This window comes from Streptomyces sp. GL_140 (genome assembly GCF_057834465.1).
This window is the reverse complement of the sequence record NZ_CM174404.1, coordinates 6,727,337-6,750,598: the sequence shown is the minus strand read 5'-3', so window position 1 is coordinate 6,750,598 and position 23,262 is coordinate 6,727,337. Positions and strand designations below refer to the sequence as shown.

General features: G+C 71.7%; 17 protein-coding genes. 7 read left to right on the top strand and 10 right to left on the bottom strand.

Translation table 11 applies throughout. The features are described 5' to 3' along the window. Nucleotides 1-124: 124 nt before the first annotated feature. From AC3IYJ_RS31555 to AC3IYJ_RS31535, 5 genes are all read right to left on the bottom strand, one after another. A complete protein-coding gene (locus AC3IYJ_RS31555) occupies nucleotides 125-1,288 on the bottom strand; it encodes an XdhC family protein (RefSeq protein ID WP_489397913.1) in 1,164 nt (387 codons plus the stop codon). An 83-nt stretch (nucleotides 1,289-1,371) separates the two neighbouring features. Then, on the bottom strand, nucleotides 1,372-2,835 hold the full coding sequence (locus AC3IYJ_RS31550) for an NCS2 family permease (protein WP_489397912.1): 1,464 nt from the start codon (nucleotides 2,833-2,835) through the stop codon (nucleotides 1,372-1,374). Between the two features lie 372 nt (nucleotides 2,836-3,207). Then, a complete protein-coding gene (pucD, locus tag AC3IYJ_RS31545; protein ID WP_489397911.1) occupies nucleotides 3,208-5,610 on the bottom strand; it encodes a xanthine dehydrogenase subunit D in 2,403 nt (800 codons plus the stop codon). A gap of 2 nt (nucleotides 5,611-5,612) precedes the next feature. After that, nucleotides 5,613-6,218, bottom strand: coding sequence for a (2Fe-2S)-binding protein (locus AC3IYJ_RS31540; protein WP_489397910.1), 606 nt, complete (start codon nucleotides 6,216-6,218; stop codon nucleotides 5,613-5,615). A gap of 2 nt (nucleotides 6,219-6,220) precedes the next feature. Beyond that, nucleotides 6,221-7,117, bottom strand: coding sequence for an FAD binding domain-containing protein (locus AC3IYJ_RS31535; protein WP_489397909.1), 897 nt, complete (start codon nucleotides 7,115-7,117; stop codon nucleotides 6,221-6,223). Nucleotides 7,118-7,375: 258 nt separating this feature from the next. Between AC3IYJ_RS31535 and AC3IYJ_RS31530 the strand changes: the two genes are divergently transcribed. After that, nucleotides 7,376-9,055 (top strand): PucR family transcriptional regulator, encoded by a 1,680-nt coding sequence (locus tag AC3IYJ_RS31530; RefSeq protein ID WP_489397908.1) that lies wholly within the window; start codon nucleotides 7,376-7,378, stop codon nucleotides 9,053-9,055. A 166-nt stretch (nucleotides 9,056-9,221) separates the two neighbouring features. Continuing rightward, nucleotides 9,222-9,998, top strand: coding sequence for a hypothetical protein (locus AC3IYJ_RS31525; protein WP_489397907.1), 777 nt, complete (start codon nucleotides 9,222-9,224; stop codon nucleotides 9,996-9,998). A 145-nt stretch (nucleotides 9,999-10,143) separates the two neighbouring features. Here AC3IYJ_RS31525 and AC3IYJ_RS31520 read toward each other — a convergent pair whose 3' ends face one another. Beyond that, a complete protein-coding gene (locus AC3IYJ_RS31520; RefSeq protein WP_489397906.1) occupies nucleotides 10,144-10,776 on the bottom strand; it encodes a GntR family transcriptional regulator in 633 nt (210 codons plus the stop codon). 157 nt (nucleotides 10,777-10,933) lie between these two features. Here AC3IYJ_RS31520 and AC3IYJ_RS31515 point away from each other — a divergent pair, with 157 nt between their 5' ends. Both AC3IYJ_RS31515 and AC3IYJ_RS31510 read left to right on the top strand, forming a co-directional pair. After that, entirely contained in the window at nucleotides 10,934-11,821 is an 888-nt protein-coding gene (locus AC3IYJ_RS31515; RefSeq protein WP_489402985.1) for a (2Fe-2S)-binding protein, read from the top strand. A 346-nt stretch (nucleotides 11,822-12,167) separates the two neighbouring features. Then, complete coding sequence (locus tag AC3IYJ_RS31510; protein ID WP_489397905.1) at nucleotides 12,168-13,235, top strand: DUF2637 domain-containing protein; 1,068 nt, start codon at nucleotides 12,168-12,170, stop codon at nucleotides 13,233-13,235. A 37-nt stretch (nucleotides 13,236-13,272) separates the two neighbouring features. On the opposite strand, the gene AC3IYJ_RS31505 is transcribed toward AC3IYJ_RS31510, so the two are convergent. From AC3IYJ_RS31505 to AC3IYJ_RS31490, 4 genes are all read right to left on the bottom strand, one after another. Further along, nucleotides 13,273-13,653: an ATP-binding protein gene (locus AC3IYJ_RS31505; RefSeq protein WP_489402984.1), complete on the bottom strand. Its 381-nt coding sequence runs from the start codon at nucleotides 13,651-13,653 to the stop codon at nucleotides 13,273-13,275. A 206-nt stretch (nucleotides 13,654-13,859) separates the two neighbouring features. Continuing rightward, on the bottom strand, nucleotides 13,860-15,602 hold the full coding sequence (locus AC3IYJ_RS31500; RefSeq protein WP_489397904.1) for a pyruvate dehydrogenase: 1,743 nt from the start codon (nucleotides 15,600-15,602) through the stop codon (nucleotides 13,860-13,862). A 66-nt stretch (nucleotides 15,603-15,668) separates the two neighbouring features. After that, a complete protein-coding gene (locus tag AC3IYJ_RS31495) occupies nucleotides 15,669-17,156 on the bottom strand; it encodes a protein phosphatase 2C domain-containing protein (RefSeq protein ID WP_489397903.1) in 1,488 nt (495 codons plus the stop codon). Nucleotides 17,157-17,263: 107 nt separating this feature from the next. Further along, complete coding sequence (locus AC3IYJ_RS31490) at nucleotides 17,264-21,067, bottom strand: S8 family peptidase (protein ID WP_489397902.1); 3,804 nt, start codon at nucleotides 21,065-21,067, stop codon at nucleotides 17,264-17,266. Nucleotides 21,068-21,268: 201 nt separating this feature from the next. Here AC3IYJ_RS31490 and AC3IYJ_RS31485 point away from each other — a divergent pair, with 201 nt between their 5' ends. The 3 genes from AC3IYJ_RS31485 to AC3IYJ_RS31475 all read left to right on the top strand — a co-directional run bounded on the left by AC3IYJ_RS31485 (nucleotide 21,269) and on the right by AC3IYJ_RS31475 (nucleotide 23,195). Then, the gene (locus tag AC3IYJ_RS31485) at nucleotides 21,269-22,246 is read left to right on the top strand and encodes a helix-turn-helix domain-containing protein (RefSeq protein WP_489402983.1); all 978 of its coding nucleotides are present in this window, start codon (nucleotides 21,269-21,271) and stop codon (nucleotides 22,244-22,246) included. A gap of 24 nt (nucleotides 22,247-22,270) precedes the next feature. Further along, nucleotides 22,271-22,753 (top strand): DUF456 domain-containing protein, encoded by a 483-nt coding sequence (locus AC3IYJ_RS31480; protein WP_489397901.1) that lies wholly within the window; start codon nucleotides 22,271-22,273, stop codon nucleotides 22,751-22,753. Nucleotides 22,754-22,814: 61 nt separating this feature from the next. Then, nucleotides 22,815-23,195 (top strand): PPOX class F420-dependent oxidoreductase, encoded by a 381-nt coding sequence (locus tag AC3IYJ_RS31475; protein WP_489397900.1) that lies wholly within the window; start codon nucleotides 22,815-22,817, stop codon nucleotides 23,193-23,195. Nucleotides 23,196-23,262 lie beyond the last annotated feature (67 nt).

The following is a 23,262-nucleotide window of genomic DNA, read 5'->3' as shown; positions in this document are numbered from 1 at the left end:
TCAACTCCGTTGCGGGCAGACGCTGTTACCGGCGGGTAAAATAGGCGGAACGCCGAAAGGGCGCAACCCCCACGGGGTCGCGCCCTTTCGCACCGCGTTGCGGACCGCCGCAGCGCCCGGTACTTCAGGCGACGGAGCCGATCCGGCTGATCACCGTCCTGGAGAGGTCCGGGTGGATCGGGATGTGCGCGCCGGTCAGGGACACGCCCGTACCGCCGCGCCGGTTGGCGACGATCTCGGCGGCGATGGACAGCGCGGTCTCCTCCGGGGAGCGGGCGCCGAGGTCCAGGCCGATCGGGGAACGCAGCCGGGCCAGTTCCATCTCGGTCACGCCGACTTCGCGTAGCCGCGCGTTGCGGTCCTCGTGGGTGCGGCGGGAGCCCATGGCGCCGACGTAGGCGACGGGAAGTCTGAGGGCCAGTTCGAGGAGGGGGACGTCGAACTTGGCATCGTGGGTGAGGACGCACAGGACGGTCCGGCCGTCGAGGACACCGGCCCGGGACTGTTCCTCCAGGTAGCGGTGCGGCCAGTCGACCACGATCTCGTCCGCCTCGGGGAAACGATTCCTCGTGGCGAACACGGGCCTCGCGTCGCACAGGGTCACCCGGTAGCCGAGGAACTTGCCGATCCGCACCAGGGCGGACGCGAAGTCGATGGCACCGAAGACGATCATCCGGGGCGGCGGGACGCTGGCCTCGACCAGCACCTTGAGCGGCTCTCCGCAGAGCCGGCCGTCGGCGCCGATCTCCAGCACGCCGGTCCGCCCGGCGTCGAGCATGGCGCGGGCCTCTTCGGCGATGGTGCGGTCCAGCTCGGGGTGTCCGCCGAAACCGCCCTCGTGGGCGCCGTCCGCGCGGACGAGCACGGCGCGGCCCATCAGCTCGGCCGGGCCTTCGGCGATCCGCGCGACAGCCGCCGCCTCCCCCCGGGCGGCGGCGGCGAGCGCGGCCGCGAACACCTCCCGTACGGGAGAGTCCGCGGGTATCGGGGTGATCAGGATGTCGATGATCCCGCCGCAGGTCAGACCGACGGCGAAGGCATCGTCGTCGCTGTACCCGAAGCTCTCCAGGACGGTCTCGCCGTCCTCCAGCGCCTGCTGACACAGCTCGTAGACCGCACCCTCCACGCATCCGCCGGAAACCGAACCGATGGCCGTGCCTTCGCTGTCGACGGCGAGGGCCGCTCCGGGCTGCCGCGGGGCGCTTCCGCCGACGGCCACGACCGTGGCGACGGCGAAGTCGCGTCCCTGCTCGACCCACCGGTTCAATTCTTCGGCGATGTCCAGCATTGCGGCCTCCTCGGAGAGGTATCGGTATCCAGTATCGGATACGTGGAGGGTGCGGTTACTTACTCCGGATCAGGTCCGGCGGCTCAGCCGACGCCGAGCCAGCCCTCGATCGGGTGCAGGGCGTAGAAGACCACGAAGATCGCGGTCAGGCCCCACATGAAGCCGCCGATCTCACGGGCCTTGCCCTGAGCGATCTTGATGGCGACGAAGGAGATGACACCCGCGGCGACACCGGCGGTGATCGAATAGGTGAACGGCATGATCACGACGGTCAGGAAGACCGGGATCGCGGTCGCGCTGTCGGCCCAGTCCACGTGGCGGGCGTTCTGCATCATCATCGCGCCGATGACGACCAGGGCCGCGGAGGCGACCTCACCCGGGACGATCTGGGTGATCGGGGTGAAGAAGAGGCAGGCGGCGAAGAACAGGCCGGTGACGACGGAGGCGAGACCGGTACGGGCTCCCTCACCGACGCCGGTGGCGGACTCGACGAACACGGTCTGGCCGGAGCCACCTGCGATGCCACCGATGGCGCCACCGGCACCGTCGATGAACAGCGCCTTGGACAGGCCCGGCATGCGGCCCTTGTCGTCGGCGAGCTTGGCCTCGGTGCCGACGCCGATGATGGTGGCCATCGCGTCGAAGAAGCCGGCGAGCACCAGGGTGAAGACGATCATGCCGACCGTCATGTAGCCGACGTCGCCCCAGCCACCGAACGAGACGTGACCGAAGAGCGAGAAGTCGGGCATCGAGACCGCGGAGCCGGACAGCTCCGGCGGACCGCTCTTCCAGGCCTTCGGGTCGATGTCCGCGACGGCGTTCACGATGGCGGCCAGAACGGTTCCGCCGACGATGCCGATCAGGATCGCGCCGGGGACCTTGCGTGCCTGCAGCATGAAGATGGTGAGCAGGGTGATGCAGAAGATCAGGACGGGCCAGCCGGCGAGTTCACCGACGGAGCCGAGCTGAACGGGGGGACCGAACTCCGGACCCCGACCGACGAAGCCGGCCTTGACCAGGCCGATGAGGGCGACGAACATGCCGATGCCCATGGTGATGGCGTGCTTGAGCGCCAGCGGGATCGCGTTCATGATCATCTCTCGGAGGCCGGTGACGACCAGGAGACAGATCACGACGCCGTAGACCACGCACATGCCCATGGCCTGCGGCCAGGTCATCTGGGGGGCCACCTGCGAGGCCAGCACGCCGGAGACGGAAAGACCGGCGGCGAGCGCGAGCGGGACCTTGCCGACGAAGCCCATGAGGAGCGTCGTGACGGCTGCGGCGAACGCCGTGGCGGTGATGATCGCCGAAGCCGCCATGGTGTGGCCGTCGACGTCCTTGCCCGAGAGGAGCAGGGGGTTCAGCAGCAGGATGTACGCCATCGCCATGAAGGTCGTGATACCGCCACGAACCTCATTGCCGACGTTGGACTTGCGCTGCGTGATGTGAAAGTACCGGTCGAGCCAAGACGATCCGGCGGGGGTACGAGAGCCGTCGCCGGCCTCTTCCGCACTCGTCTTCGGCTCCACGGAGGACTGGGTCATGGTGCCTAACTCCCAAGGTTCATAGGGGCACCCGCATAAAGATTGGAGACACGGGATTTGGGAAACTGCGTTGGCTGCACGACCCGGGGTGACGGCCCGAGGCGACGCGAGATGTGCATTGCGTGTACTGCGGGTACTGCGGGGGTTCGCGGTACTGGGAAGGCACCAGGGGGTATTGGGTGCTTCCCGTAGTTACTGCATTTCCTGTTGTGCGGGTGCTGCCGGTGAAAACTGACCGCGAGCGGTGCGGCCCTGATGACTCCGGACTTACTGCTCCGGGCGGTGCGGCTGGAATTGTGACGTTCCCGTGTCACACCGCCCGGAAATCTGTGGGGCGGTCCGGGGGCCTCTCGGCCCCCGGACCATGCCGTCCTAGAGGGTGCCCGTGAGGGCTTCCGGACGGATCGGCGTCTTGTTGATCTCCAGACCCGTCGCCGCCCGGATGGCCGCGATGACGGCCGGGGTGGACGAGAGGGTCGGGGCCTCGCCCATACCGCGCAGGCCGTAGGGGGCCTTCGGGTCGGCGAGCTCCAGGACATCGACCGGGATGGTCGGGGTGTCGAGGATGGTCGGGATCAGGTAGTCCGTGAAGGAGGGGTTGCGCACCTTCGCGGTCTTCGGGTCCACGATGATCTCTTCCATGATCGCGACGCCCAGGCCCTGGGTGGTGCCACCCTGGATCTGTCCGACCACGGAAAGCATGTTCAGCGCCTTGCCGACGTCCTGGGCGGTCGCCAGCTCGACGACCTTGACGAGGCCGAGCTCGGTGTCCACCTCGACGACCGCGCGGTGCGCGGCGAAGGTGTACTGGACGTGGCCGTTGCCCTGGCCGGTGACCAGGTCGAAGGGCTCGGTCGGCGCGTGACGGAATTCGAGCTCGAGGTCGATCACCTCGTCCTCGAGGATGTCGGCGATGGCCGCGAGGACCTCGCCGCCGTCCGTGACAACCTTTCCGCCTTCGAGCACCAGCTCGGCCGTGGCCCACGCGGGGTGGTACGAGCCGTTCTTGCGGCGGCCGATCTCCAGGAGGGCCTCGCGGACCGCCTCGCAGGTGTTCTTCACGGCGCCACCGGTCATGTACGTCTGCCGCGAGGCGGACGTGGAACCGGCGGAGCCGACCTGTGTGTCGGCCGGGTGGATGGTCACCTGCTGGACGCCGAGCTCGGTACGGGCGATCTGCGTGTGGACGGTGATGCCGCCCTGGCCGACCTCCGCCATGGCCGTGTGGACCATCGCGACGGGCTCTCCGTTGATGACCTCCAGCCGCACGCGGGCGGTGGAGTAGTCGTCGAAGCCCTCGGAGAAGCCAACGTTCTTGATGCCGACCGCGTAGCCGACGCCGCGGACGACGCCCTCACCGTGGGTGGTGTTGGAGAGGCCGCCGGGCAGTGCGCGGACGTCCGCGCCCTCGCCGGCGGTCTCCCACTGGCGCTCGGGCGGCAGCGGGCGGGCCTTGACCCTGCGCAGCAGCTCGGCGACGGGCGCCGGGGCGTCCACGATCTGGCCGGTCGGCATGACCGTGCCCTGGGACATGGCGTTCAGCTGGCGGAACTCCACCGGGTCCATGCCCAGCTTCGCCGCGAGCTTGTCCATCTGGGCCTCGTAGGCGAAGCAGGCCTGGACGGCGCCGAAGCCGCGCATCGCGCCGCAGGGCGGGTTGTTCGTGTAGAGCGCGATCGCCTCGATGTCCACGTCCTCCAGGACGTAGGGACCCACTGAGAGCGAGGAGGCGTTGCCCACGACCGCCGGGGAAGCGGACGCGTACGCGCCGCCGTCCAGGACGATCTTGCACTTCATGTGCGTGAGCTTGCCGTCCTTGGTCGCGCCGTGCTCGTAGTAGAGCTTCGCGGGGTGGCGGTGCACGTGGCCGAAGAAGGACTCGAAGCGGTTGTAGACGATCTTGACCGGCTTGTTCGTGGCCAGGGCCAGGAGGCAGGCGTGGATCTGCATCGAGATGTCTTCGCGGCCGCCGAAGGCACCGCCGACGCCGGAGAGCGTCATGCGCACCTTGTCCTCGGGGAGACCGAGGACGGGGGCTATCTGCTTGAGGTCCGAGTGCAGCCACTGGGTGGCGACGTACAGCTCGACGCCGCCGTCCTCGGTGGGCACGGCCAGACCGGACTCCGGGCCGAGGAAGGCCTGGTCCTGCATGCCGAAGGTGTACTCGCCCTCGATGATGACGTCGGCGCGCTTGCGGGCCTCTTCCACGTTGCCGCGGATGATCGGCTGGCGGTGCACGATGTTCGGGTGCGGGACGTGACCGATGTGGTGGTCGTCACGGCCCTCGTGGATCAGCGGCGCGCCGGGGGCGAGGGCGGAGGCCTCGTCCGTGACGAGCGGCAGCTCACGGTATTCGATCTTGATCTTGGCGGCCGCGCGGCGGGCGGTCTCCGGGTGGTCGGCGGCCACGAGGGCGACCGGCTCACCGTGGTGACGGACCCGGCCGTGGGCGAGAACCGGGGTGTCCTGGATCTCGAGGCCGTAGTTCTTCATCTCGGCCGGCAGGTCGTCGTACGTCAGCACCGAGTACACGCCGGGCATGGCGATCGCCTCGGTGATGTCGATGGAGACGATCTCGGCGTGGGCCACGGTGCTGCGCAGGGTCTGGCCCCACAGCATGTCCTCGTGCCACATGTCCGAGGAGTAGGCGAACTCGCCGGTGACCTTGAGGGTGCCGTCGGGACGCAGGATCGACTCGCCGATGCCGCCCTTGTTGTGGCTCTGGGTGACGTTGGTGGGCGTGCCGGCGGGCGCGGTGCGGGTGCTGCGAGCCATGGTCAGACCACCTCTCCCTGACGGGCGGCCGCGAGGCGGACCGCGTCGAGGATCTTCTCGTAGCCCGTACAGCGGCAGAGGTTGCCGGACAGGGCCTCACGGATGTCCTGGTCGGACGGAGAGGGGTTCTCCTCCAGGAGCGCGTCCGCCTGGATCAGCAGACCCGGGGTGCAGAAACCGCACTGGACGGCGCCGGCGTCGATGAACGCCTGCTGGACGCTGGAGAGCGGGGCGCCCTCGCCGGTCTGCGAGTCGGTGGGCCTGGCCTGCCACTGCTTGGCCGTGTCGAGGCTGACGCCCTTGGAGCCGCAGCCGCCACCGGTGCCGCAGGCACCGCCGTGGCCGTGCTCGTCACGCTGCTTGGCGAACTCCGCCAGGCCCTCGACGGTCACGACGTCGCGCCCCTCGACCTGACCGGCCGCGACCAGACAGGAACAGACCGGCACACCGTCGAGGCGGACGGTGCAGGAACCGCACTCGCCCTGCTCGCAGGCGTTCTTCGAACCCGGCAGACCCATGCGCTCGCGCAGGACGTAGAGGAGGGACTCGCCCTCCCAGACGTCGTCGGCTTCCTGCTGACGGCCGTTGACCGTGAAATTGACGCGCATGGTTACGCAGCCCCTTCGAGCGAGCGGCCGGTGTTCGAGCCGCGGTACTGCTCCCACGTCCAGACCAGCTGGCGGCGAGCCATGATGCCGACCGCGTGGCGGCGGTACTTCGCCGTGCCGCGGACGTCGTCGATCGGGTTGGCCGCGGCGGACGCGAGGTCGCCGAACTGCTTGGCGATCGACGGGGTGATGATCCGGCCGGACTCCCAGAAGCCGCCCTCTTCGAGCGCGGCGTTCAGGAACTCTTCGGCGACCTTCGCCCTGATCGGGGTCGGCGCGGCCGAACCGATACCGGTGCGGACCGTGCGGGTCTCGGGGTGCAGCGCCAGGCCGAACGCGCAGACCGCGATGACCATCGCGTTGCGGGAGCCGACCTTGGAGTACTGCTGGGGGCCGTCCGCCTTCTTGATGTGAACGGTCTTGATGAGCTCGTCGGCGGCCAGCGCGTTGCGCTTCACACCGGTGTAGAACTCGTCGATCGGAATGAGCCGGGAGCCGCGTACGGATTCCACCTCGACCTGCGCGCCCGCCGCGAGCAGCGCGGGGTGGGAGTCGCCGGCCGGAGAGGCGCAACCGAGGTTGCCGCCGACGCCGCCGCGATTGCGGATCTGCGGGGATGCGACCGTGTGCGAGGCGAGCGCGAGCCCGGGAAGCTCCGTGCGGAGGTTCTCCATGATCTGCGTGTACGGGACCGAGGCACCCAGACGGACCACGTCCTCACCGATTTCCCACTCCCGCAGCAGTTCGATGCGGTTCAGGTCGAGGAGGTAATCCGGCCGACGGTGGTCAAAGTTGATTTCGACCATCACATCGGTGCCACCTGCGATCGGCACAGCTGTGGGGTACTCGGCCTTTGCGGCGAGCGCCTCCTCCCAGCTGGCGGGGCGAAGGAAGTCCATGTGCGGCTCTCTTCTTCGTTCGTAATCGGGCCGTTCACTTCAAGCCAGGAGGCCCAAGGGCCCTCGACTGGTCGTTCACGTGCTGTTAACGCGGTGTGGACCCAGTACACAAGCCGCCCGTCCCCCGAGTGCAGTCACCGAAACCATGAAGGAGTTGGCTGGGCACCTCCCTCGTCTTGTAGATTCGTATGAAAGGCAGGATGCGACGACCTGCCCGATTTCCAACGGCAACATTCGAGACAGATCGGCGGCGACATCATGCGGCTGCGCGCACTGCTGGAAACCGAGGCGCTGGGGCTGCGGCTGCTCGGCGGCGAGGATGAACTGGACCGGACGGTCCGCGGGGTCATGACGACCGACCTGCGCGATCCCAGCCGGTACCTCTCCGGGGGCGAGCTCGTCCTCACTGGCCTGGCCTGGAGACGAAATTCGGCCGATTCCGAGCCGTTCGTACGAATCCTCGCGAGCGCCGGTGTGGCAGGGCTCGCCGCCGGCGAGGCGGAGCTGGGAGACATCCCCGACGACCTCGTCTCGGCCTGTCTGCGCAACCGTCTCCCGCTGTTCGTCGTGAACGAGAACGTTGCATTCGCCACGATCACGGAGTACGTGGTCCGGCAGGTTTCGGGAGAGCGCGCCGGCGATCTGGCGGCCGTCGTGGACCGCCACCGGCGGCTCATGACCTCCGGTCCGGCCGGTGGTGGACCCGATGTGGTCCTCGATCTGCTCACCACGGACCTCGATCTGCGGGCCTGGGTGCTCTCGCCCACGGGCCGGCAGATCGCCGGAGCGGGCGAACCGCTGGCACCGGGCGTCTGCGCGGCGCTGGCGAGCGAACACCTCGCGGCGGTCCGGACGGGCCGACGCGGGCCTCACCGGATCTCCATCCAGGGTATTACCTACTCCCTCTTCCCGATCAGGGGACACGGCCGCGGCCCGGCCGGTCCGGCCTCCCGGGACGTGCGCGAGAGCGTGCTCTCGGACTGGCTGCTGGCCGTCGAGGCCGACGCGGGCGACTGGCCGGCCGAGCGGCTCGACCTGCTCCAGGGCGTCACCCAGCTGATCGCCGTCGAGCGGGACCGCCGCGACGCGGCCCGCACGGTGCGCCGCCGGCTCGCCCAGGAGGTGCTGGAGCTGGTCCAGACGGGCGCCGCGCCCGCCGAGATCGCCGCCCGCCTGCGGGTGGCCGCGCCGGTGCTGCTGCCGGGGCTGGGCAGCGCCCCGCACTGGCAGGTCGTGGTGGCCCGGGTGGACTGGGACGGCGGGGACATCCCCGGCGGACCGGTAGCCCAGTCGCTCCTCGAGGAGATCCTCGTGGACCCGTCGATCTCCGGTCCGGAGCCCTCGGACCGGATCGCCGTCGCGCACGCCGGGGACGAGGCGATCGCCCTCGTACCGCTGCCCGCGCCCGCCGGGGAGCCCGGGGACGAGAAGGGCCCCGACAACGCCCTGCACGCGGAGACGCTGCTCGCGTCCGTACGGGACCCCCTCGCGGCCGGACTCGCCGACGACGGCCGGCTCACGCTGGGCGTCAGCGCGGCCGTGCACTCCGCCGAGGGGCTCCGCGGGGCCCTGGAGGAGGCCCGGCACGCCCGCCGCGTCGCGGCGGCCCGTCCGGGCCGGGTCTGCGCGGCCGGCCACCACGAGCTCGCCTCGCACGTCCTGCTCCTGCCGTTCGTGCCGGACGACGTCCGGCGCGCCTTCACGGCCCGGCTGCTCGACCCGCTGCGGGACTACGACCGGCGCCACCGGGCGGAGCTCATTCCCACCCTCGAGGCGTTCCTGGACTGCGACGGTTCGTGGACCCGCTGCGCGACGCGGCTGCACCTGCACGTCAACACGCTGAGGTACCGGGTCGGGCGAATCGAGCAGTTGACGGCGCGGGACCTGTCCCGGCTGGAGGACAAGCTCGACTTCTTCCTGGCACTGCGGATGAGCTGAGGAGATCCGCTCCCGGGGCTCCCGGGGTCGGGGCAGGGGCGGCTGATGATCCGTCCGGACTTTGTGAAAGAGTTCACCCGACCCCTTGGCCGGAGCCGCTGATCCGTGCTCTCATTTCGCCCCAGGGCTCAACGACGTGCTGCTTGGTTGCTTTGGGGAGGGCAATGTGGCGGATACCGCCATGTCCGGTGCCGGAACTACCGGGGGAGACGACCCCCTCCAGCGGGCGATATGGCGGCTGCGCTCGCGCGGCTGTTGGACCGACGCGGCGGCCCTGCTGACGCCGCACGTGCACGATCCCGGAGCCGCCGTGCAGCGGACCTCGCTGCTGGTCGAGCGCTGCCTGTTCACCGGGCAGGGCTGGGCCGAGGCGGAGGACGCCCTGCGGGTGGCCGAAGCGGTGGCCCACGAGGACGACGACCGCGGCGCGGCCGCGTGCGAGCGGGGTCACCTGGCGTACGCGGCGACCGTGCTGGGCGTACGGGACCGGGCGGACGAGGCCCGCTCCGCGCTGGGCCGCGCGGCGGCCCTGCTGTCCCCGGGGTCCCGGACCCGACCGCTGCTGGACTTCCGGCGCGGGCTGGTCGCCGAGCACCTGGCGGACGCCCCGCAGTCGGCCCTTCCGGCGTACCGCCGGGCCCATGCGGGGGCGGTCGCCCACGGCGACACCCTGCTGCTGTCGTTCACCTGGCGCCACCTGGCCGCGCTGGCCCTGCGCGAGGGCGAGGTGGCCGAGGCCCGCCAGGGCTTCGCCGAGTCCCTGCGCATCCGGGAGGACCTGGGCTTCCTGGTGGGCACGGCCCCGGCGCTGGCGGCCCTGGCCGAAGCGGAACCCGAACCGGAGGCGACCCGGCTGCGCGCGGAGGCCCGGCGGCTGTTCCACCTCCTGGGTGGCATCCCGACCTGGCTGGCGGACCAGCTCCAACCGGCCCCGACGGTCTGACCCCCGGGCCGGGTCCTGCGGGGCCCGGCCGTCAAGGGGCGGCGGCGGTCCGGGCGAGGCCGTCCGGCCCTGTGGTCAGGGGTCGGTGATCAGGGGCCGGTGGCCAGGGGCCGGTGATCAGGGTTCGGCCGTCAGGCTTCGGCCCTCAGCGCCCGGTCGCCGGGCGGACCGGCGGCGCGAAGTGGTCGCGGATCACGGACTCCGCCAGCGCGAGGTCCCCCGCCGACAGGGCGTCGAGCATGGCCGTGTGCTGCGCCGCGTCCGCCGGGAGGTCCGCCCGGGGGAACCGGGTGGGGCCCGAGACCGGCCAGCGGGCCCGGCGGTGGACGTCGTCGGTGACCAGCAGGAGCTGGGAGTTGCCCGACAGGGCCAGGACCGCGCGGTGGAAGGCCCGGTCCGCCTCCGCGTACCGCGCCAGGTCCCCCGAGGCCGCCGCCTGCGCGGCCGAGTCGGCCGCCGGACGCATCGCGGCCCAGACCCCGGCGTCGACCGTACGGGCCAGTTCCAGGATCACCGGGAGTTCGAGCAGCGCCTTGACCTCGGCCAGTTCCGCCAGCTCGTGCCGGGTCCGGGGCAGGACCCGGAAGCCCCGGTTGGGGAGGCATTCGACGGCCCCCTCCAGCGCCAGCTGCTGCATCGCCTCGCGGACGGGGGTCGCGGAGACCCCGAAACGCTCGCCCAGCGCCGGGCCGGAGTAGATCTCCCCCTGCACCAGGTCGCCGTCGACCAGCGCCGTGCGCAGCGCTTCGAGGATCTGGCCGCGCACCGAATGGCGCATCACCTTGCGTGTTTTCTGCTCCGGCACCCGGGCTCGGGCCGCGTCCTGCACTCGGACCTCCTACGGGTCTAGACCTGAGCAGAGAATATCCCGAACCCTCAAGAGGTCAGGTAAGGTAAGGCTTACCTGTTAACGATCGTGTGATTCGGTGGCACTCATGACCGTCATGGCCGTCCTGCCCGCTGGGCCCGCTCTGCCCGTCACGGCGCCCGTCCCCGCCACCTCCCCCGTGGCGGATGCCTACGCGCGGCTGACCGGAGCCTACGGCGGACTGCGCGTCACCGAGCTCGCGGCGCACGAGCCCTCCCCCCGCGGTGCGGGGTGGGTCGGCGCGTACGAGCTCGCGGCGGGCGGCGAGGCCCTGGAGGCCTTCCTCGCCTGGGACGAGGCCCAGGTGCTCCGGGACTACGGGCGCCGGGCGCGGCCCGACGTGGTGGCCGGCTTCGGGCTCCACCGGTTCGCGTGGCCCGCGTGCCTGCTGATCACCGTGCCCTGGTTCCTGGACCGCCGGGTGCCCCTGCTCACGCCGGACCGGGTGGACTTCCACCGGACCGAGGGGCGGATGGCCGTGCGCGTGGAGTCCTTCGCCTGCCTGCCGGACGATCCGGCGGCCGTCCTCCCCGGGGCCCGGGTCGTGCCCGACGCGGAGGCGCTGCGCGCGCAGGTGCGGGCCGCAGTGGCCCGGTACCTCGGACCGGTACTGGAAGGCTTCGCCCCGCGCATGCGGCGCGGGCGGCGCGCGCTGTGGGCCATGGCGACCGACGAGATCGTCGAGGGGCTCTGGTACCTCGGCAACCTGCTCGGCGAGGGCGAGGAGCGGCGGGCCATGCGCGAGCTGGAGCTCCTGCTGCCCGGCGCGACGGCCCCGTACACGGGCGGCGCGGGTTTCCGTACCCTCGAAGGCCCTGACGGCCGGGAGTTGACCACCCGCGACCGGGTCAGCTGCTGCTTCTTCTACACGATCCACCCCGAGGACACCTGCGTCACCTGCCCGCGCACCTGCGACGCGGAGCGCGTCACCCGCCTGGCGGCCGCGGCCGCCTGATCACCAGGGGGCCGCCGGTCCGAAGGGCCGCACGAGCCGCTCCCCCGACGCCCCGCGGAACCAGGCCCCGCCCCGGCCGCGGGACGCACACGTCCACCACAACATGCCGGGCCGCCGTCCCCGCCATCCGAACCCACCCTTCCGGCTGACCGTGAATCGAACTCAACCACGCGTGTCCGCGCGACAGTTCGAGCCGCAACACCCTATCCGGCGGGCTCCGCCCCCCGATGGCGTCCACTTGCCCCGAAACCCGCGTGTACGACGCACCGGCTGCGCCACTATGGCGCCCGGAAAGCCGCAACGGCCACAAGCCAACAGCCGCATACGCGAGGCGAGGGACATCCGCATGAGACTGACCGACATATCGCTGGACTGGCTGCTGCCCGGCAGCCTGCTGATCCTGGGCGTACTTGCGGCAGTGGCGGTGCTGGCCCGGGGCAAGCGCGAAGGCGAGAAGGCCGCGGCGGCCGAGGACAGCTGGGAGCGCAGCGAGGAGCGCCGGCGGCGCAAGGAGGCCGTCTACGGGACCGCCTCCTACGTGCTGCTCTTCTGCTGCGCGGCGGTGGCGGCCGCACTCTCCTTCCACGGACTGGTCGGCTTCGGCCGGCAGAACCTCAACCTCTCGGGGGGCTGGGAGTACTTGGTGCCCTTCGGGCTCGACGGCGCCGCCATGTTCTGCTCGGTGCTCGCGGTCCGCGAGGCCAGCCACGGCGACGCGGCCCTCGGCTCGCGCATGCTGGTCTGGCTGTTCGCGGGCGCGGCGGCCTGGTTCAACTGGGTGCACGCCCCGCGCGGCGCCGGCCACGACGGGGCTCCGCAGTTCTTCTCCGGAATGTCCCTCTCGGCGGCCGTGCTCTTCGACCGGGCCCTCAAGCAGACCCGCCGGGCCGCGCTGCGCGAACAGGGCCTGATTCCCAGGCCGTTGCCGCAGATCCGGATGGTCCGCTGGATGCGGGCCCCCAGGGAGACCTTCGGCGCCTGGTCGCTCATGCTGCTGGAGGGGGTGCGCACCCTCGACGAGGCCGTGGACGAGGTACGCGAGGACAAGAAGGAGAAGGAGCAGGACCGCCACCGCAGGCGGGACCAGCACCGCCTGGACCGGGCCCACATCAAGGCGTTGGGCCGGCAGAACCGGGCCTTCGGGCGCGTGGCCCGCGCCCGTCAGGTCGACATGCCGGGGCTGGCCCCCGGAGCGGGCTCCGCGCCGGTCGGCGCGGAGCCGGCCATAGCGGAAACGGATCAACTGCCGCTACGCCGCAGGCCCTCCCTCCAGGCCGTCAGCAAGACGGAGTCCGCTGACCCGGCCGGTGGCCCCCGGACGGTGGACCTCACCGCCGAGGACGACACCCAGACGCTTCCCCGGCTCGACTCGCTGGAGCGCAAACTGAAGGATCTGGAGCAGCAGTTCGGCTGACCGGAAGAACACCACCACGTGGGGCCCGCCCGATCCGTCAGGCGGGCCCCACGTCCTCGCTCCCGTCCAGTTCGAACCACACCACCTTGCCCGCGCCCAGTGCCAGCGAGTCCACGCCCCAGGCGTCCGCGAGCGCCTGGACCAGCACCAGCCCCCTGCCGTGCGTACCGTGGTCGGCGGACGGTACGTACGGCCGGGGTCGGCGGGCGGCGTAGTCCCGGACCTCCACGCGCAGGCGGGCGCGGGCGAGGGTCGCGGACACCTCGGCACCCTGGTCGGTGTGGACGAGGGCGTTGGTGACGAGCTCGGTGATCAGCAGCTCGGCCACCTCGGCGGTGTCCGCCCGGCACCGGTGGCGCATCAGTTCCCTCAAGGCCTTTCGGACTTCTCCGACTGCTTTGAGATCCGCCCGGCGCACGCTGCGGGTGATCCCCAGCGTGTCCACCGCTCCCCCGTCGTCGACCGACGGTTCGCGCGGTACCGGCCGCCCCCTCTTCCACAGCTTTCCGGTCTTCGCCCCCACCCGCACGGCGATGTACCTCCCGTGTGCCGCTCCCGAAGGCCCGCCTCTCGAACAGGCCTACGGGATGCATGCCCCCCAGGGGAATCCGCACGCATACGGGCTTACGGGCGCGGCACGTTGCGGAGGTTGGATCGAGCCATCTGGATCATCCGGCCGACCCCGCCGTCCAGCACGATCTTGCTGGCGGATAGTGCGAATCCGGTCACCATTTCGGCGCTGATCTTCGGTGGAATCGACAGGGCGTTGGGGTCGGTCACCACGTCCACCAGGGCCGGCCCCTTGTGCCGGAAAGCATCCTTCAAAGCGTCCTTGAGCTGCTTGGGCTTCTCCACGCGGACCCCGTACGCACCCGCCGCGCGGGCGATGGCCGCGAAGTCGGGGTTCTTATTCGTAGTTCCGTACGAAGGCAGGCCGGAAACCAACATCTCCAACTCGACCATCCCGAGGGATGAGTTGTTGAAGAGAACCACTTTGACGGGGAGGTCGTACTGCACGAGGGTGAGGAAATCTCCCATCAGCATGGAGAAACCGCCGTCGCCGGACATCGACACCACTTGACGTCCGCGATCGGTGAACTGTGCGCCGATGGCCTGCGGGAGGGCATTGGCCATGGATCCGTGGCTGAAGGAGCCGATGATGCGGCGCTTGCCGTTCGGGGAAAGATAGCGCGCCGCCCACACGTTGCACATGCCCGTGTCGACCGTGAAGACCGCGTCCTCGTCGGCGAGTTCGTCGAGCACGGCGGCCACGTACTCGGGGTGGATGGGCGTGTGCTTCTCCACCTTGCGCGTGTACGCCTTCACCACCCCTTCCAGCGCGTCCGCGTGCTTCTTCAGCATCCGGTCCAGGAAACGGCGGTCCGTCTTGGCCTTCACCCGGGTGTTCAGCGCGCGCAGGGTCTCCCGAACGTCGCCCCAGACCGCGAGGTCCAGTTTCGAGCGGCGGCCGAGGTGCTCGGGCCTGATGTCCACCTGGACGATCTTCACGTCGTCGGGGAGGAAGGCGTTGTACGGGAAGTCCGTGCCGAGCAGGATCAGCAGATCGCATTCGTGGGTGGCCTCGTAGGCCGCGCCGTAGCCGAGCAGGCCGCTCATGCCGACGTCGTAGGGATTGTCGTACTGGATCCACTCCTTGCCGCGCAGGGCATGCCCGACCGGGGCCTTGACCCGTCCCGCGAACTCCATCACCTCGGCGTGCGCCCCGGCGGTGCCGCTGCCGCAGAACAGGGTGACCCTGTCCGCCTCGTCGACGAGCCGGACCAGTTTCTCGATCTCCCCGTCCCCCGGGCGCACCGTCGGCCGCGCGGTGACCAGGGCGTGTTCGACGCTCTTCTCCGGAGCCGGCAGCGAGGCGATGTCCCCCGGCAGCGAGATCACGCCGACTCCGCTGCGGCCCACGGCGTGCTGGATGGCGCTCTGCAGCACCCGGGGCATCTGCTGCGGGTTGGAGATCAGCTCGCTGTAGTGGCTGCACTCGGTGAACAGCCGGTCGGGGTGGGTCTCCTGGAAGTAGCCGAGGCCGATCTCGCTGGAGGGGATGTGGGAGGCCAGTGCGAGGACGGGAGCCATGGAGCGGTGGGCGTCGTAGAGCCCGTTGATGAGGTGGAGGTTGCCGGGGCCGCAGGAGCCCGCGCAGGCGGCGAGGGTGCCGGTGATCTGCGCCTCGGCGCCGGCCGCGAACGCGGCGGTCTCCTCGTGGCGGACCTGGATCCACTCGATGTCGCCCGTACGGCGGATCGCGTCCACGACGGGGTTCAGGCTGTCGCCGACGACCCCGTACATCCGCCGCACGCCCGCGCGCACGAGGATGTCCACGAACTGCTCGGCCACGTTCTGCTTTGCCATGGAGGGGGCGCCCTTTCCGGTTCTGCTCTGCCGTCTGCGCCTCCCATCCACGCATGGTCCGCCCGGTTACGCCTCCCAGACCGCGGCGGCCGTCCGGTCGTCGGCGTAGCCCTTGAGGCGGAGCTGGGTGTCCGCGAGGAAGGCCGCGAGGCCCGGCGGCGGCTCGTCGGACCAGCGGGAGGCGAGTTCGGCGGACAGCATCTGCTCCTCGCGCATCGGTTCGGCGAGGCCGGCGGAGCACAGCAGCAGGGTGTCTCCGGGGCGGGCCACCGAGCCGCGGAAGCGGAACCCGGTCTCCGATGCCGGAGCTTCCTCCAAGTCGTGCCACTGCCCCGCGCGGAGCCGGAACAGTCCGCCCGCGCCGGCGCCGAAGGAGATCCGGGTCCGGCACTCCGGATCGACGGGCAGCAGCAGCCCGCGCAACCCGGCCGTGTAGGACTCCTCGGCGAGTCCGAGCTCCGCGGAGCGGGCGCGCAGCAGGCCGTAGCCCCGGTCGGTGAGGCGCTGGAGCCCGGAGCGCAGCGCCTCGCGCCGCCCGGCCCGGATGTCCTCGGCCAGCCGCTCCTGGCTCCGCCCGACGGCCCCCGCGACGGACCGGCACAGCTCCGCGGCGGCCGCGGCGGCTCCGGGCGCGGCCCGGTCCCCGCCGGCGAGGACGACCAGGACCAGGGCGTCGGGGCCCGCGCCGAAGCGGGCGGTGAGCAGGAAGTCCCGTCGGGGCTCGCCCCGGAACCGGGCGGAGTCCCCGCGCAGCGAGGCTGCGCGCAGGGTGTAGCCGCCGTACTGGGCCCCCTCCAGCACGGTGTCGGGAGTCAGCGCGTCGAGGGCGGCCGGATCGGCGGTGGGCAGCGCGACGGGCTCGGGCGCGTAGGTCGGCGGGCGGTCCCCGAGGTGCGCGGTCACCGGCCGTTCGGCGAGAACGGCCGGAGCGGGGTCCGTCCAGGCCCCGGCCACCGCGGTCGCGCCGGTCTCCGAGGGCTCTTCGGCACCGGCCTCGGGGGCGGGTTCCGGCTCGGGGGCGGCGGCGGGGCCGGGGCCGGGCTCGTCGCCCCGTGGACCCTCGTAGCCCCATGGGCCCTCGTCTCTCCGCGGGCCCCAGTTCCAGACGGGCAGTTCCTCCGGTTCCGCTTCCGCCGGCTCCTCGGCGGGCAGCGCGGGCGGTACGTGGACATCGCCGAGCGCGTACCAGGTCTGGCCGCCTGCCCGGGGATCCCGCGGCGGGGGCAGCAGGGACTCGCCGTACGCCCCCTCGGCCGGGGACCAGGCCTCCGGTGCCGTCGGCTCCGGTACGGCCGACTCCGGTACCGCCGGTTCCGGTACCACCGGCGGCGGGGGCTCCGCCTCGGGTGTCACCGGCGGCCGGTCCGGGCGGTCGGGGTCCCGGCGCTGGCCGGGCAGGATCGCGCCCTCCCCCGAAACCGGTGGGGCCACCATCACCGCCGCCGAGCGGAAGCGGTGGTCAAGCGTGTCCCGGGGATCGGTCTCCGGTCCCGCGTCGGGGTCCTCGTAGAGTTTCTGCCACCAGTCATCCGCGCCCGCGCCCTGCTGACTCATGTCCCACATTGTCATGCTCGGCTGCGGGCGGAATCCGGCGAACGCACGAAAAAGGGGAGCCCACCGGACCGCCGTCCGGTGGACTCCCCTCGTATCAGTCGTACGACTCAGCGAATGTCGTACGCACGCACGACCGTCTGGGTGACGGTGGCGCCGTTCACATCGGTCAGCTCCACCTTGAGCGTGACCTGCTTGCCGGCCGCTCCGGCGTGGTCCACGGTCGCGGTCCACTGACCGCCGCGCAGCCCGGTCCTCGCCTCGGTCCAGCTCTCACCGTTGTCGTACGAGTACGACAGCTTGGCCGACTTGAGGGCCCCGGGCGTGTAGCCCGCGTGCCCGGCGACCGCGAGGACGATCTTCTGGCCGTTGGCCGCGGCCAGCGTCTTCATGCCGTCCAGCGGGGCGGAGATCCGCGGGAAGAGGAGCGGCAGCGGCTGCGAGTACTGCGCCGCGTCCAGCTTCGAGCGGAAGGTCCACGTCGTGGAGACCGCCTGCGAGCGCTGCCAGGTGCGGGCGGGCTGGCCGAACTTCTCCAGCTGCTGGGTCAGTTCGTACGTGGCCTCGCCGGCCGGGACCTCGAAGACCCCGAACGGGTAGCCGCTGTCGCCGAGGGACTCGCCGTCGCGCTTGAGCGAGACGTTGCCCAAGTCGCCGAAGCCGCCCTGCTGCGCGTAGTGCTGGGCGTCGCCCCACATCGCGGAGGAGAAGCCGATCAGGTTGCCCTGGCGTTCGCCGGCCAGCTGCTCCTTGCCCGCGGTGTCCCGGGAGGCCACCGGACCGATGATCCCGTCGTACCAGCTCTCGGTGCGCTTGCCGCCCCTGGCGTAGGTGCGGTGCTGGTCGGTCATGAACTCGCCCCACGGGAAGCTGCTGGAGACGAGGTGGTCCCAGGCGGTGTCCCCCGCGGAGTAGAACTCGGTGCGCTTGCCCGGTACCGCCACGGTGTCCAGGGAGCCGAAGTACACGGCGGTGCCCAGCGGACGGTAGGCGGAGGTCAGGTCGACGAAGTCGGCCGCGACGCCCATCGAGCTGTAGGTGGACTCGGCGGTGCCGAGGTCGCGGTCGTGCACCCGGTAGGTGCGCTCGCCCTGGACCGGGCCCTTCTCGATCTGGGCCAGGTTGTAGACGTAGGGGCTCTTCGCGGTGCCCTTCCAGCTCATCGTGACCTTGCCCTTGGCGAGCTTGGCCAGCAGGGCCTGTCCCTCGCCCGTCTCCAGGGTCATCGCGGGCAGGGAGCCGCCCGCGTAGCCGGTGAAGCCCTGCCAGCGGCCGGGCTCGTCGCGGTAGGCGACCACCGCCTTGACCCCGGCGGCCCGCGCGTTGCCCACGACCTCGTAGAAGCCGTCGCGGTCCGTCCTGACCAGCGCGATCGCGTTCTTCGCGGCGACGGCGGCGAACTCCTCGGGGGTGCCGGTGCCCGCGTTGACCAGCGGGGCGCTGCCCGTGCCGTCGAGGTTGTCGCTGCCCGTGGAGGCGGTGAGCGGGTGCAGCGCGGGGCCGCCGCCCGCCTTCAGCTCGGAGAGGACCGGCGCGGCCGCCCTCCAGTAGCTGCCGAACTCGTACTCGCCGTCCTTCGCCCTGCCCTCGACGGAGGCGTAGTAGCCGCGGATGGTGCGGCCGCCCATGGCGGTGCCCGCGTGCAGCCAGCTCTCGTCCCAGTAGCGGGAGAAGGCGAGGGTGGTGCTGCGTGCCTCGGTGGGCCGGTCGGCCTCGATCTTCAGCCGGGCCGCCCTGCGGGCGTCCAGCACGATCACCGTGTCCTTCTTGATCTCCGTCTGCGGACGGCCGAGGTAGGTGAGCGAGTCGGTCATGACCGCGTCGCCGCTCGCGCCGGCGTCGGCGGTGCCGACGAAGGCCGAGAGGAAGTACGCGCCGGGACGGACCCGGTAGACCTGGTCGACGGAGCCCTCGTTGAAGCGGCGCTCGCCGCTGGCGTCGTCGGTGCCGATCACGTCCAGGGAGGACGCTCCGGTGGCCGGCTTGCCGTCGCGGTCGATGAGCTTGACCCGCAGGGTGACCGTCTCCGGCTGCACGTACAGCGAGAACGGGGTGGAGACGTGCACACCGTCGGCCGTGGCGACCACCCGGCCGGCCACGTCCCCGTACTGGGAACGCTCCAGCTTCGCGGACGGGTCCAGGGCGAGCGGCACCTTGACGGTGGCGCCGGCCGGGACGGTCACGGTGCGCTTGCCCAGGCGGGCCACCTGGCTGCGGACCGCCGAGCCGTCGTTGCCGGTGACCTTCTCGACGGAGAGGTTCAGCGTGACGGGCTTGCTGCCGGTGTTGGTGTACGGGACCTCGACGCTCGTGCGGTCGCTGCGGTCCTGCGGCCAGTTGTAGGCGCCGCCCTGGAGCGAGAAGGCGCTGGTGACGGTGGTGTCGATGGCGGCCTTGACGTCGAGGCGGCCACCGCCGGTCTCCCGTACGTCACCCGGGATCGCGGTGTTCGCGGATCCGACGAGCGCGGCCTTGATCTGCTGCGGGGTCCAGTCGGGGTGGCGCTGCTTGACGATGGCGGCGGCGCCCGCGACGTGCGGGGTGGCCATCGAGGTGCCGGACATGGACTGGTACGCGTACACCCCGCGGCCGCCCATGCTGGCGGCGGAGATCCCGACGCCGGGGGCGGCGATCTCGGGCTTGAGGGTGTGCTGCAGTCCAGCCGGGCCGCGGCTGGAGAAGGAGGCCGTCGAGTCGTCGCGGTCGACGGCGCCGACGGTCAGCACGCTGGGCGCGCAACCGGGGGACGAGACGGTGTTGTTGCCGGGGCCGGAGTTTCCGGCGGCGATGACGAAGAGGGTGTTGCTGCTCCGCGCGAGCGCCTCGGTGGCCGCGGCCATCGGGTCGTCGCAGGAGAGCTGGGAGGGGTCGCCCAGGCTCATGGAGACCACGTCGGCCTTGCTGTCCACGGCCCACTGCATGCCCGCGATGATCCACGAATCCAGGCCGTAGCCGGAGTCGTTGAGGACCTTGCCGCTGAGCAGCCGGGCGCCCGGCGCGACGCCCTTCTTCGCGCCCCCGCTCGCCGCGCCGGAGCCGCCGACGGTGGAGGTGGTGTGGGTGCCGTGGCCCTGGCGGTCCTCGGCGGAGTCCGAGTCGGTGAAGTTCTTCGCCTCGGCGACTCGGCCCTTGAGGTCGGGGTGTTCGAGGTCCACGCCGGTGTCCAGGACGGCGACCTTGGTGCCCGTGCCGTCGAAGCCGGCGGCCCACGCGGCGGTGGCGTTCACCTGCTTGGTGGAACGCTCCAGATTCGCCTGGACCTTGCCGTCCAGCCACAGCTTCTTCAGCGGGGCGGCGGCCGCGGATCGGGTGTGCGGGTTCGTGGCCCCGCCGGTGACGTCGGACCAGAACTCGGCGGCTTTCGTCTTGTCGGCGGCGAGCGCCACACCGCCGATGGACCCGAGGACGAGCGACTGCTCGGCGCCGCGCGGCACGGGCGGGGCGCTGCGCGCCAGGCTCGCCGAGGCCTCGTAGACCGCGATGAGCGGGAGCTTCTTGGCGTGCGCGTCGTCGTAGCCCTGCCGGATCAGGCCGGTGACGTTGAAGAGTTCCTCGTCGACCTTGCCCGCGGCGAGCGCCTTGACGGCGCTCTCGGGGTAGACGTACAGGTCCTTGCCCGACTGGCGGGTCTGCACGAGCGGCTGCGAACCGTCCTCGCGGGGCATCGCGGTGGCGGCGGTGCGGCCGGCCGCGTCCGTGGAGACCAGGACCCGGTCGCCGGTGACCAGGGTGACCGTGACGGGCGCGGTGGGCTGCTTGGAGGCCTCCCCGCTCCCGGTGAGGGGTCTGTTCGCCGTGCCGGTCCCCGCTCCGGACGCTCCGTCGCTCGGCTGTGCCGTGGACGGGCCCACGGCGGTGACGGCCAGGACGGCCGCGATCGCCGCTCCCAGTGCCGTACGCGATATCGGGCGCATCGCTCTCCCCAGGTGAATTCCGGCCAACTACTGCATTGCACGGCGAAACCGCCGCGTAAATGGCTTCTGGCCAGCGGATGTTGGTGCTGCGGTGGCGTCACCTTGGCAGAGAGACGGTGGGTGCGGCGATGATGTCCGAGGCGGGTTTGCGCCGTGGCCGCTTCCCGCCAGGAACGGCACTGAGAGGGCTGGGTGGACGGGTTGCTGGGTGCGATAGGTCTCGACGAGGGGCAGGAGTCCGCGTACCGCGCGCTGGTCGCGCTGGGGGCGGCGGAGATACCCGATCTCGCGCACCGGCTGACGCTGCCGGTGCAGCAGGCCGAACGGGCCCTGCGCCACCTGGAGCGGCAGGGGCTCGCCGCCCAGTCCTCCGCCCGGCCGGGCCGCTGGGTGGCGGCCCCGCCCGGGGTGGCGCTCGGTGCGCTGCTCACCCAGCAGCGGCACGAGCTGGAACAGGCGGAGCTCGCGGCGGCGCTGCTGGCCGAGGAGTACCGGGCGGAGGCCGCCGAGCCGGCCGTGCACGACCTGGTCGAGGTGGTGACGGGCGCCAGCGCGGTGGCCCACCGCTTCCACCAGCTCCAGCTGGGCGCGGTGGAGGAGGTGTGCGCGCTGGTCAGCGGCCGCCCGCAGGTGGTGACGGGGACGGACAACGAGGCGGAGGACCGGGCCTCCGTAAGGGGCGTCTCCTACCGGGTCGTCATCGAACGGGAGGTCCTCGCGCTGCCCAGCGGGATCCGCGAGGCGTCCTCGGCGCTGGCCCGCGGGGAGCACATCCGGGTGACGGGCCAGGTGCCGACCAAGCTGATGATCGCGGACCGGGCGCTGGCGATGGTCCCGCTGACGGCCCGCGGCGCGGAGCCCGCGGCGCTGGTCGTCCACGCGTCGGGACTGCTGGAATCCCTGATGGGGCTCTTCCAGGCGGTCTGGCGGGAGTCCCTGCCGCTGCGGCTGGGCTCCTCCGGCGCGCCCGAGGAGGGGGACGGCGGCCCGGACGCCACCGACCTCGAAATCCTGTCGCTGCTCCTGGCCGGCATGACGGACGCGAGCGTGGCGAAGCATCTGGAACTGGGCCTGCGCACGGTCCAGCGGCGGGTCAAGGGGCTGATGGAGCTCTCCGGGGTCACGACCCGGCTCCAGCTGGGCTGGCACGCCTACGAACGGGGCTGGGTGGCCCGATAGCCCCGGGGCAGGCAGGCTGAGCAGATGGATCTGCCTCAGCTGCTCCTGGTGGGGCTGGTGCTGCTGCTCGGAGTGGTCGGGGTCATGGTCCCCGGCGTCCCGGGGACCTGGCTGGTCTGGGCCGGCCTGCTGTGGTGGGCCCTGCACGAGCGGTCGGCGGCGGCCTGGACCCTGCTGGCCGCGGCCACGGCCCTGCTGCTGGTGGTCCAGGTGGTGAAGTGGCTGCTGCCGCCGCGCCGCCTGCGGGGCGTGGGCGTGACCCGCCGGATGGTGGCGTACGCGGGCGCCGGGGCGGTACTGGGCTTCGTGCTGGTGCCGGTGGTGGGGGCGGTTCCGGGGTTCGTGGGCGGCATCTACCTGTGCGAGCGGGGGCGTCTGGGATCGCACGGGGAGGCGTGGGCCTCCGTCCGGTCGGTGATGCGGGCAGTGGGGACGAGCGTGCTGGTGGAACTGTTCGCGTGCCTGCTGGTGGTGGGGGCGTGGGTCGGCACCCTGCTGTGGGCGTAGGCCCCGGTCGTAGGCCATTGGCCCGATGTGCGGCGCGGGCCGGCCTGGGATCGTCTCCCCCATGACGGACTTCGAGGGTTTCAGCGAGCCGGAACTGGCATACCTGCGGTCGCAGCACCTGGGGCGGCTCGCGACCGTGGACGCGACCGGGCAGCCGCAGGCGAACCCGGTGGGGTTCTTCCCTCAGGACGACGGAACGGTCCTGGTGGGCGGACTGGCGATGGGCCGGACGAAGAAGTGGCGCAACCTGGCGGGGAACCCGCGGCTGTCCCTGGTCGTGGACGACCTGGTGAGCACCAGGCCGTGGAAGGTCCGGGGCCTGGAGATCCGCGGCCACGCGACGCTCGAGACCGGCCCGCACACCCTGGGTCCCCACTTCAGCCCGGAGGTCATCCGGATCCACCCCGACCGCGTCCTGTCCTGGGGTCTCGACGACGCGTAGCCCGCGGCCACGGCCACCCGCGGCCCCGAGGGGGCTGCGGGTGGCCGTGACCGGGGCCCGGACGGTG

Bases quoted from the DNA above. Each gene is read 5' to 3' on its own strand.
- AC3IYJ_RS31555 (WP_489397913.1), bottom strand. From the start codon at position 1,288: ATGCTGGACATCGCCGAAGAATTGAACCGGTGGGTCGAGCAGGGACGC.
- AC3IYJ_RS31550 (WP_489397912.1), bottom strand. From the start codon at position 2,835: ATGACCCAGTCCTCCGTGGAGCCGAAGACGAGTGCGGAAGAGGCCGGC.
- pucD (WP_489397911.1), bottom strand. From the start codon at position 5,610: ATGGCTCGCAGCACCCGCACCGCGCCCGCCGGCACGCCCACCAACGTC.
- AC3IYJ_RS31540 (WP_489397910.1), bottom strand. From the start codon at position 6,218: ATGCGCGTCAATTTCACGGTCAACGGCCGTCAGCAGGAAGCCGACGAC.
- AC3IYJ_RS31535 (WP_489397909.1), bottom strand. From the start codon at position 7,117: ATGGACTTCCTTCGCCCCGCCAGCTGGGAGGAGGCGCTCGCCGCAAAG.
- AC3IYJ_RS31530 (WP_489397908.1), top strand. From the start codon at position 7,376: ATGCGGCTGCGCGCACTGCTGGAAACCGAGGCGCTGGGGCTGCGGCTG.
- AC3IYJ_RS31520 (WP_489397906.1), bottom strand. From the start codon at position 10,776: ATGCGCCATTCGGTGCGCGGCCAGATCCTCGAAGCGCTGCGCACGGCG.
- AC3IYJ_RS31515 (WP_489402985.1), top strand. From the start codon at position 10,934: ATGACCGTCATGGCCGTCCTGCCCGCTGGGCCCGCTCTGCCCGTCACG.
- AC3IYJ_RS31510 (WP_489397905.1), top strand. From the start codon at position 12,168: ATGAGACTGACCGACATATCGCTGGACTGGCTGCTGCCCGGCAGCCTG.
- AC3IYJ_RS31500 (WP_489397904.1), bottom strand. From the start codon at position 15,602: ATGGCAAAGCAGAACGTGGCCGAGCAGTTCGTGGACATCCTCGTGCGC.
- AC3IYJ_RS31495 (WP_489397903.1), bottom strand. From the start codon at position 17,156: ATGAGTCAGCAGGGCGCGGGCGCGGATGACTGGTGGCAGAAACTCTAC.
- AC3IYJ_RS31490 (WP_489397902.1), bottom strand. From the start codon at position 21,067: ATGCGCCCGATATCGCGTACGGCACTGGGAGCGGCGATCGCGGCCGTC.
- AC3IYJ_RS31480 (WP_489397901.1), top strand. From the start codon at position 22,271: ATGGATCTGCCTCAGCTGCTCCTGGTGGGGCTGGTGCTGCTGCTCGGA.
- AC3IYJ_RS31475 (WP_489397900.1), top strand. From the start codon at position 22,815: ATGACGGACTTCGAGGGTTTCAGCGAGCCGGAACTGGCATACCTGCGG.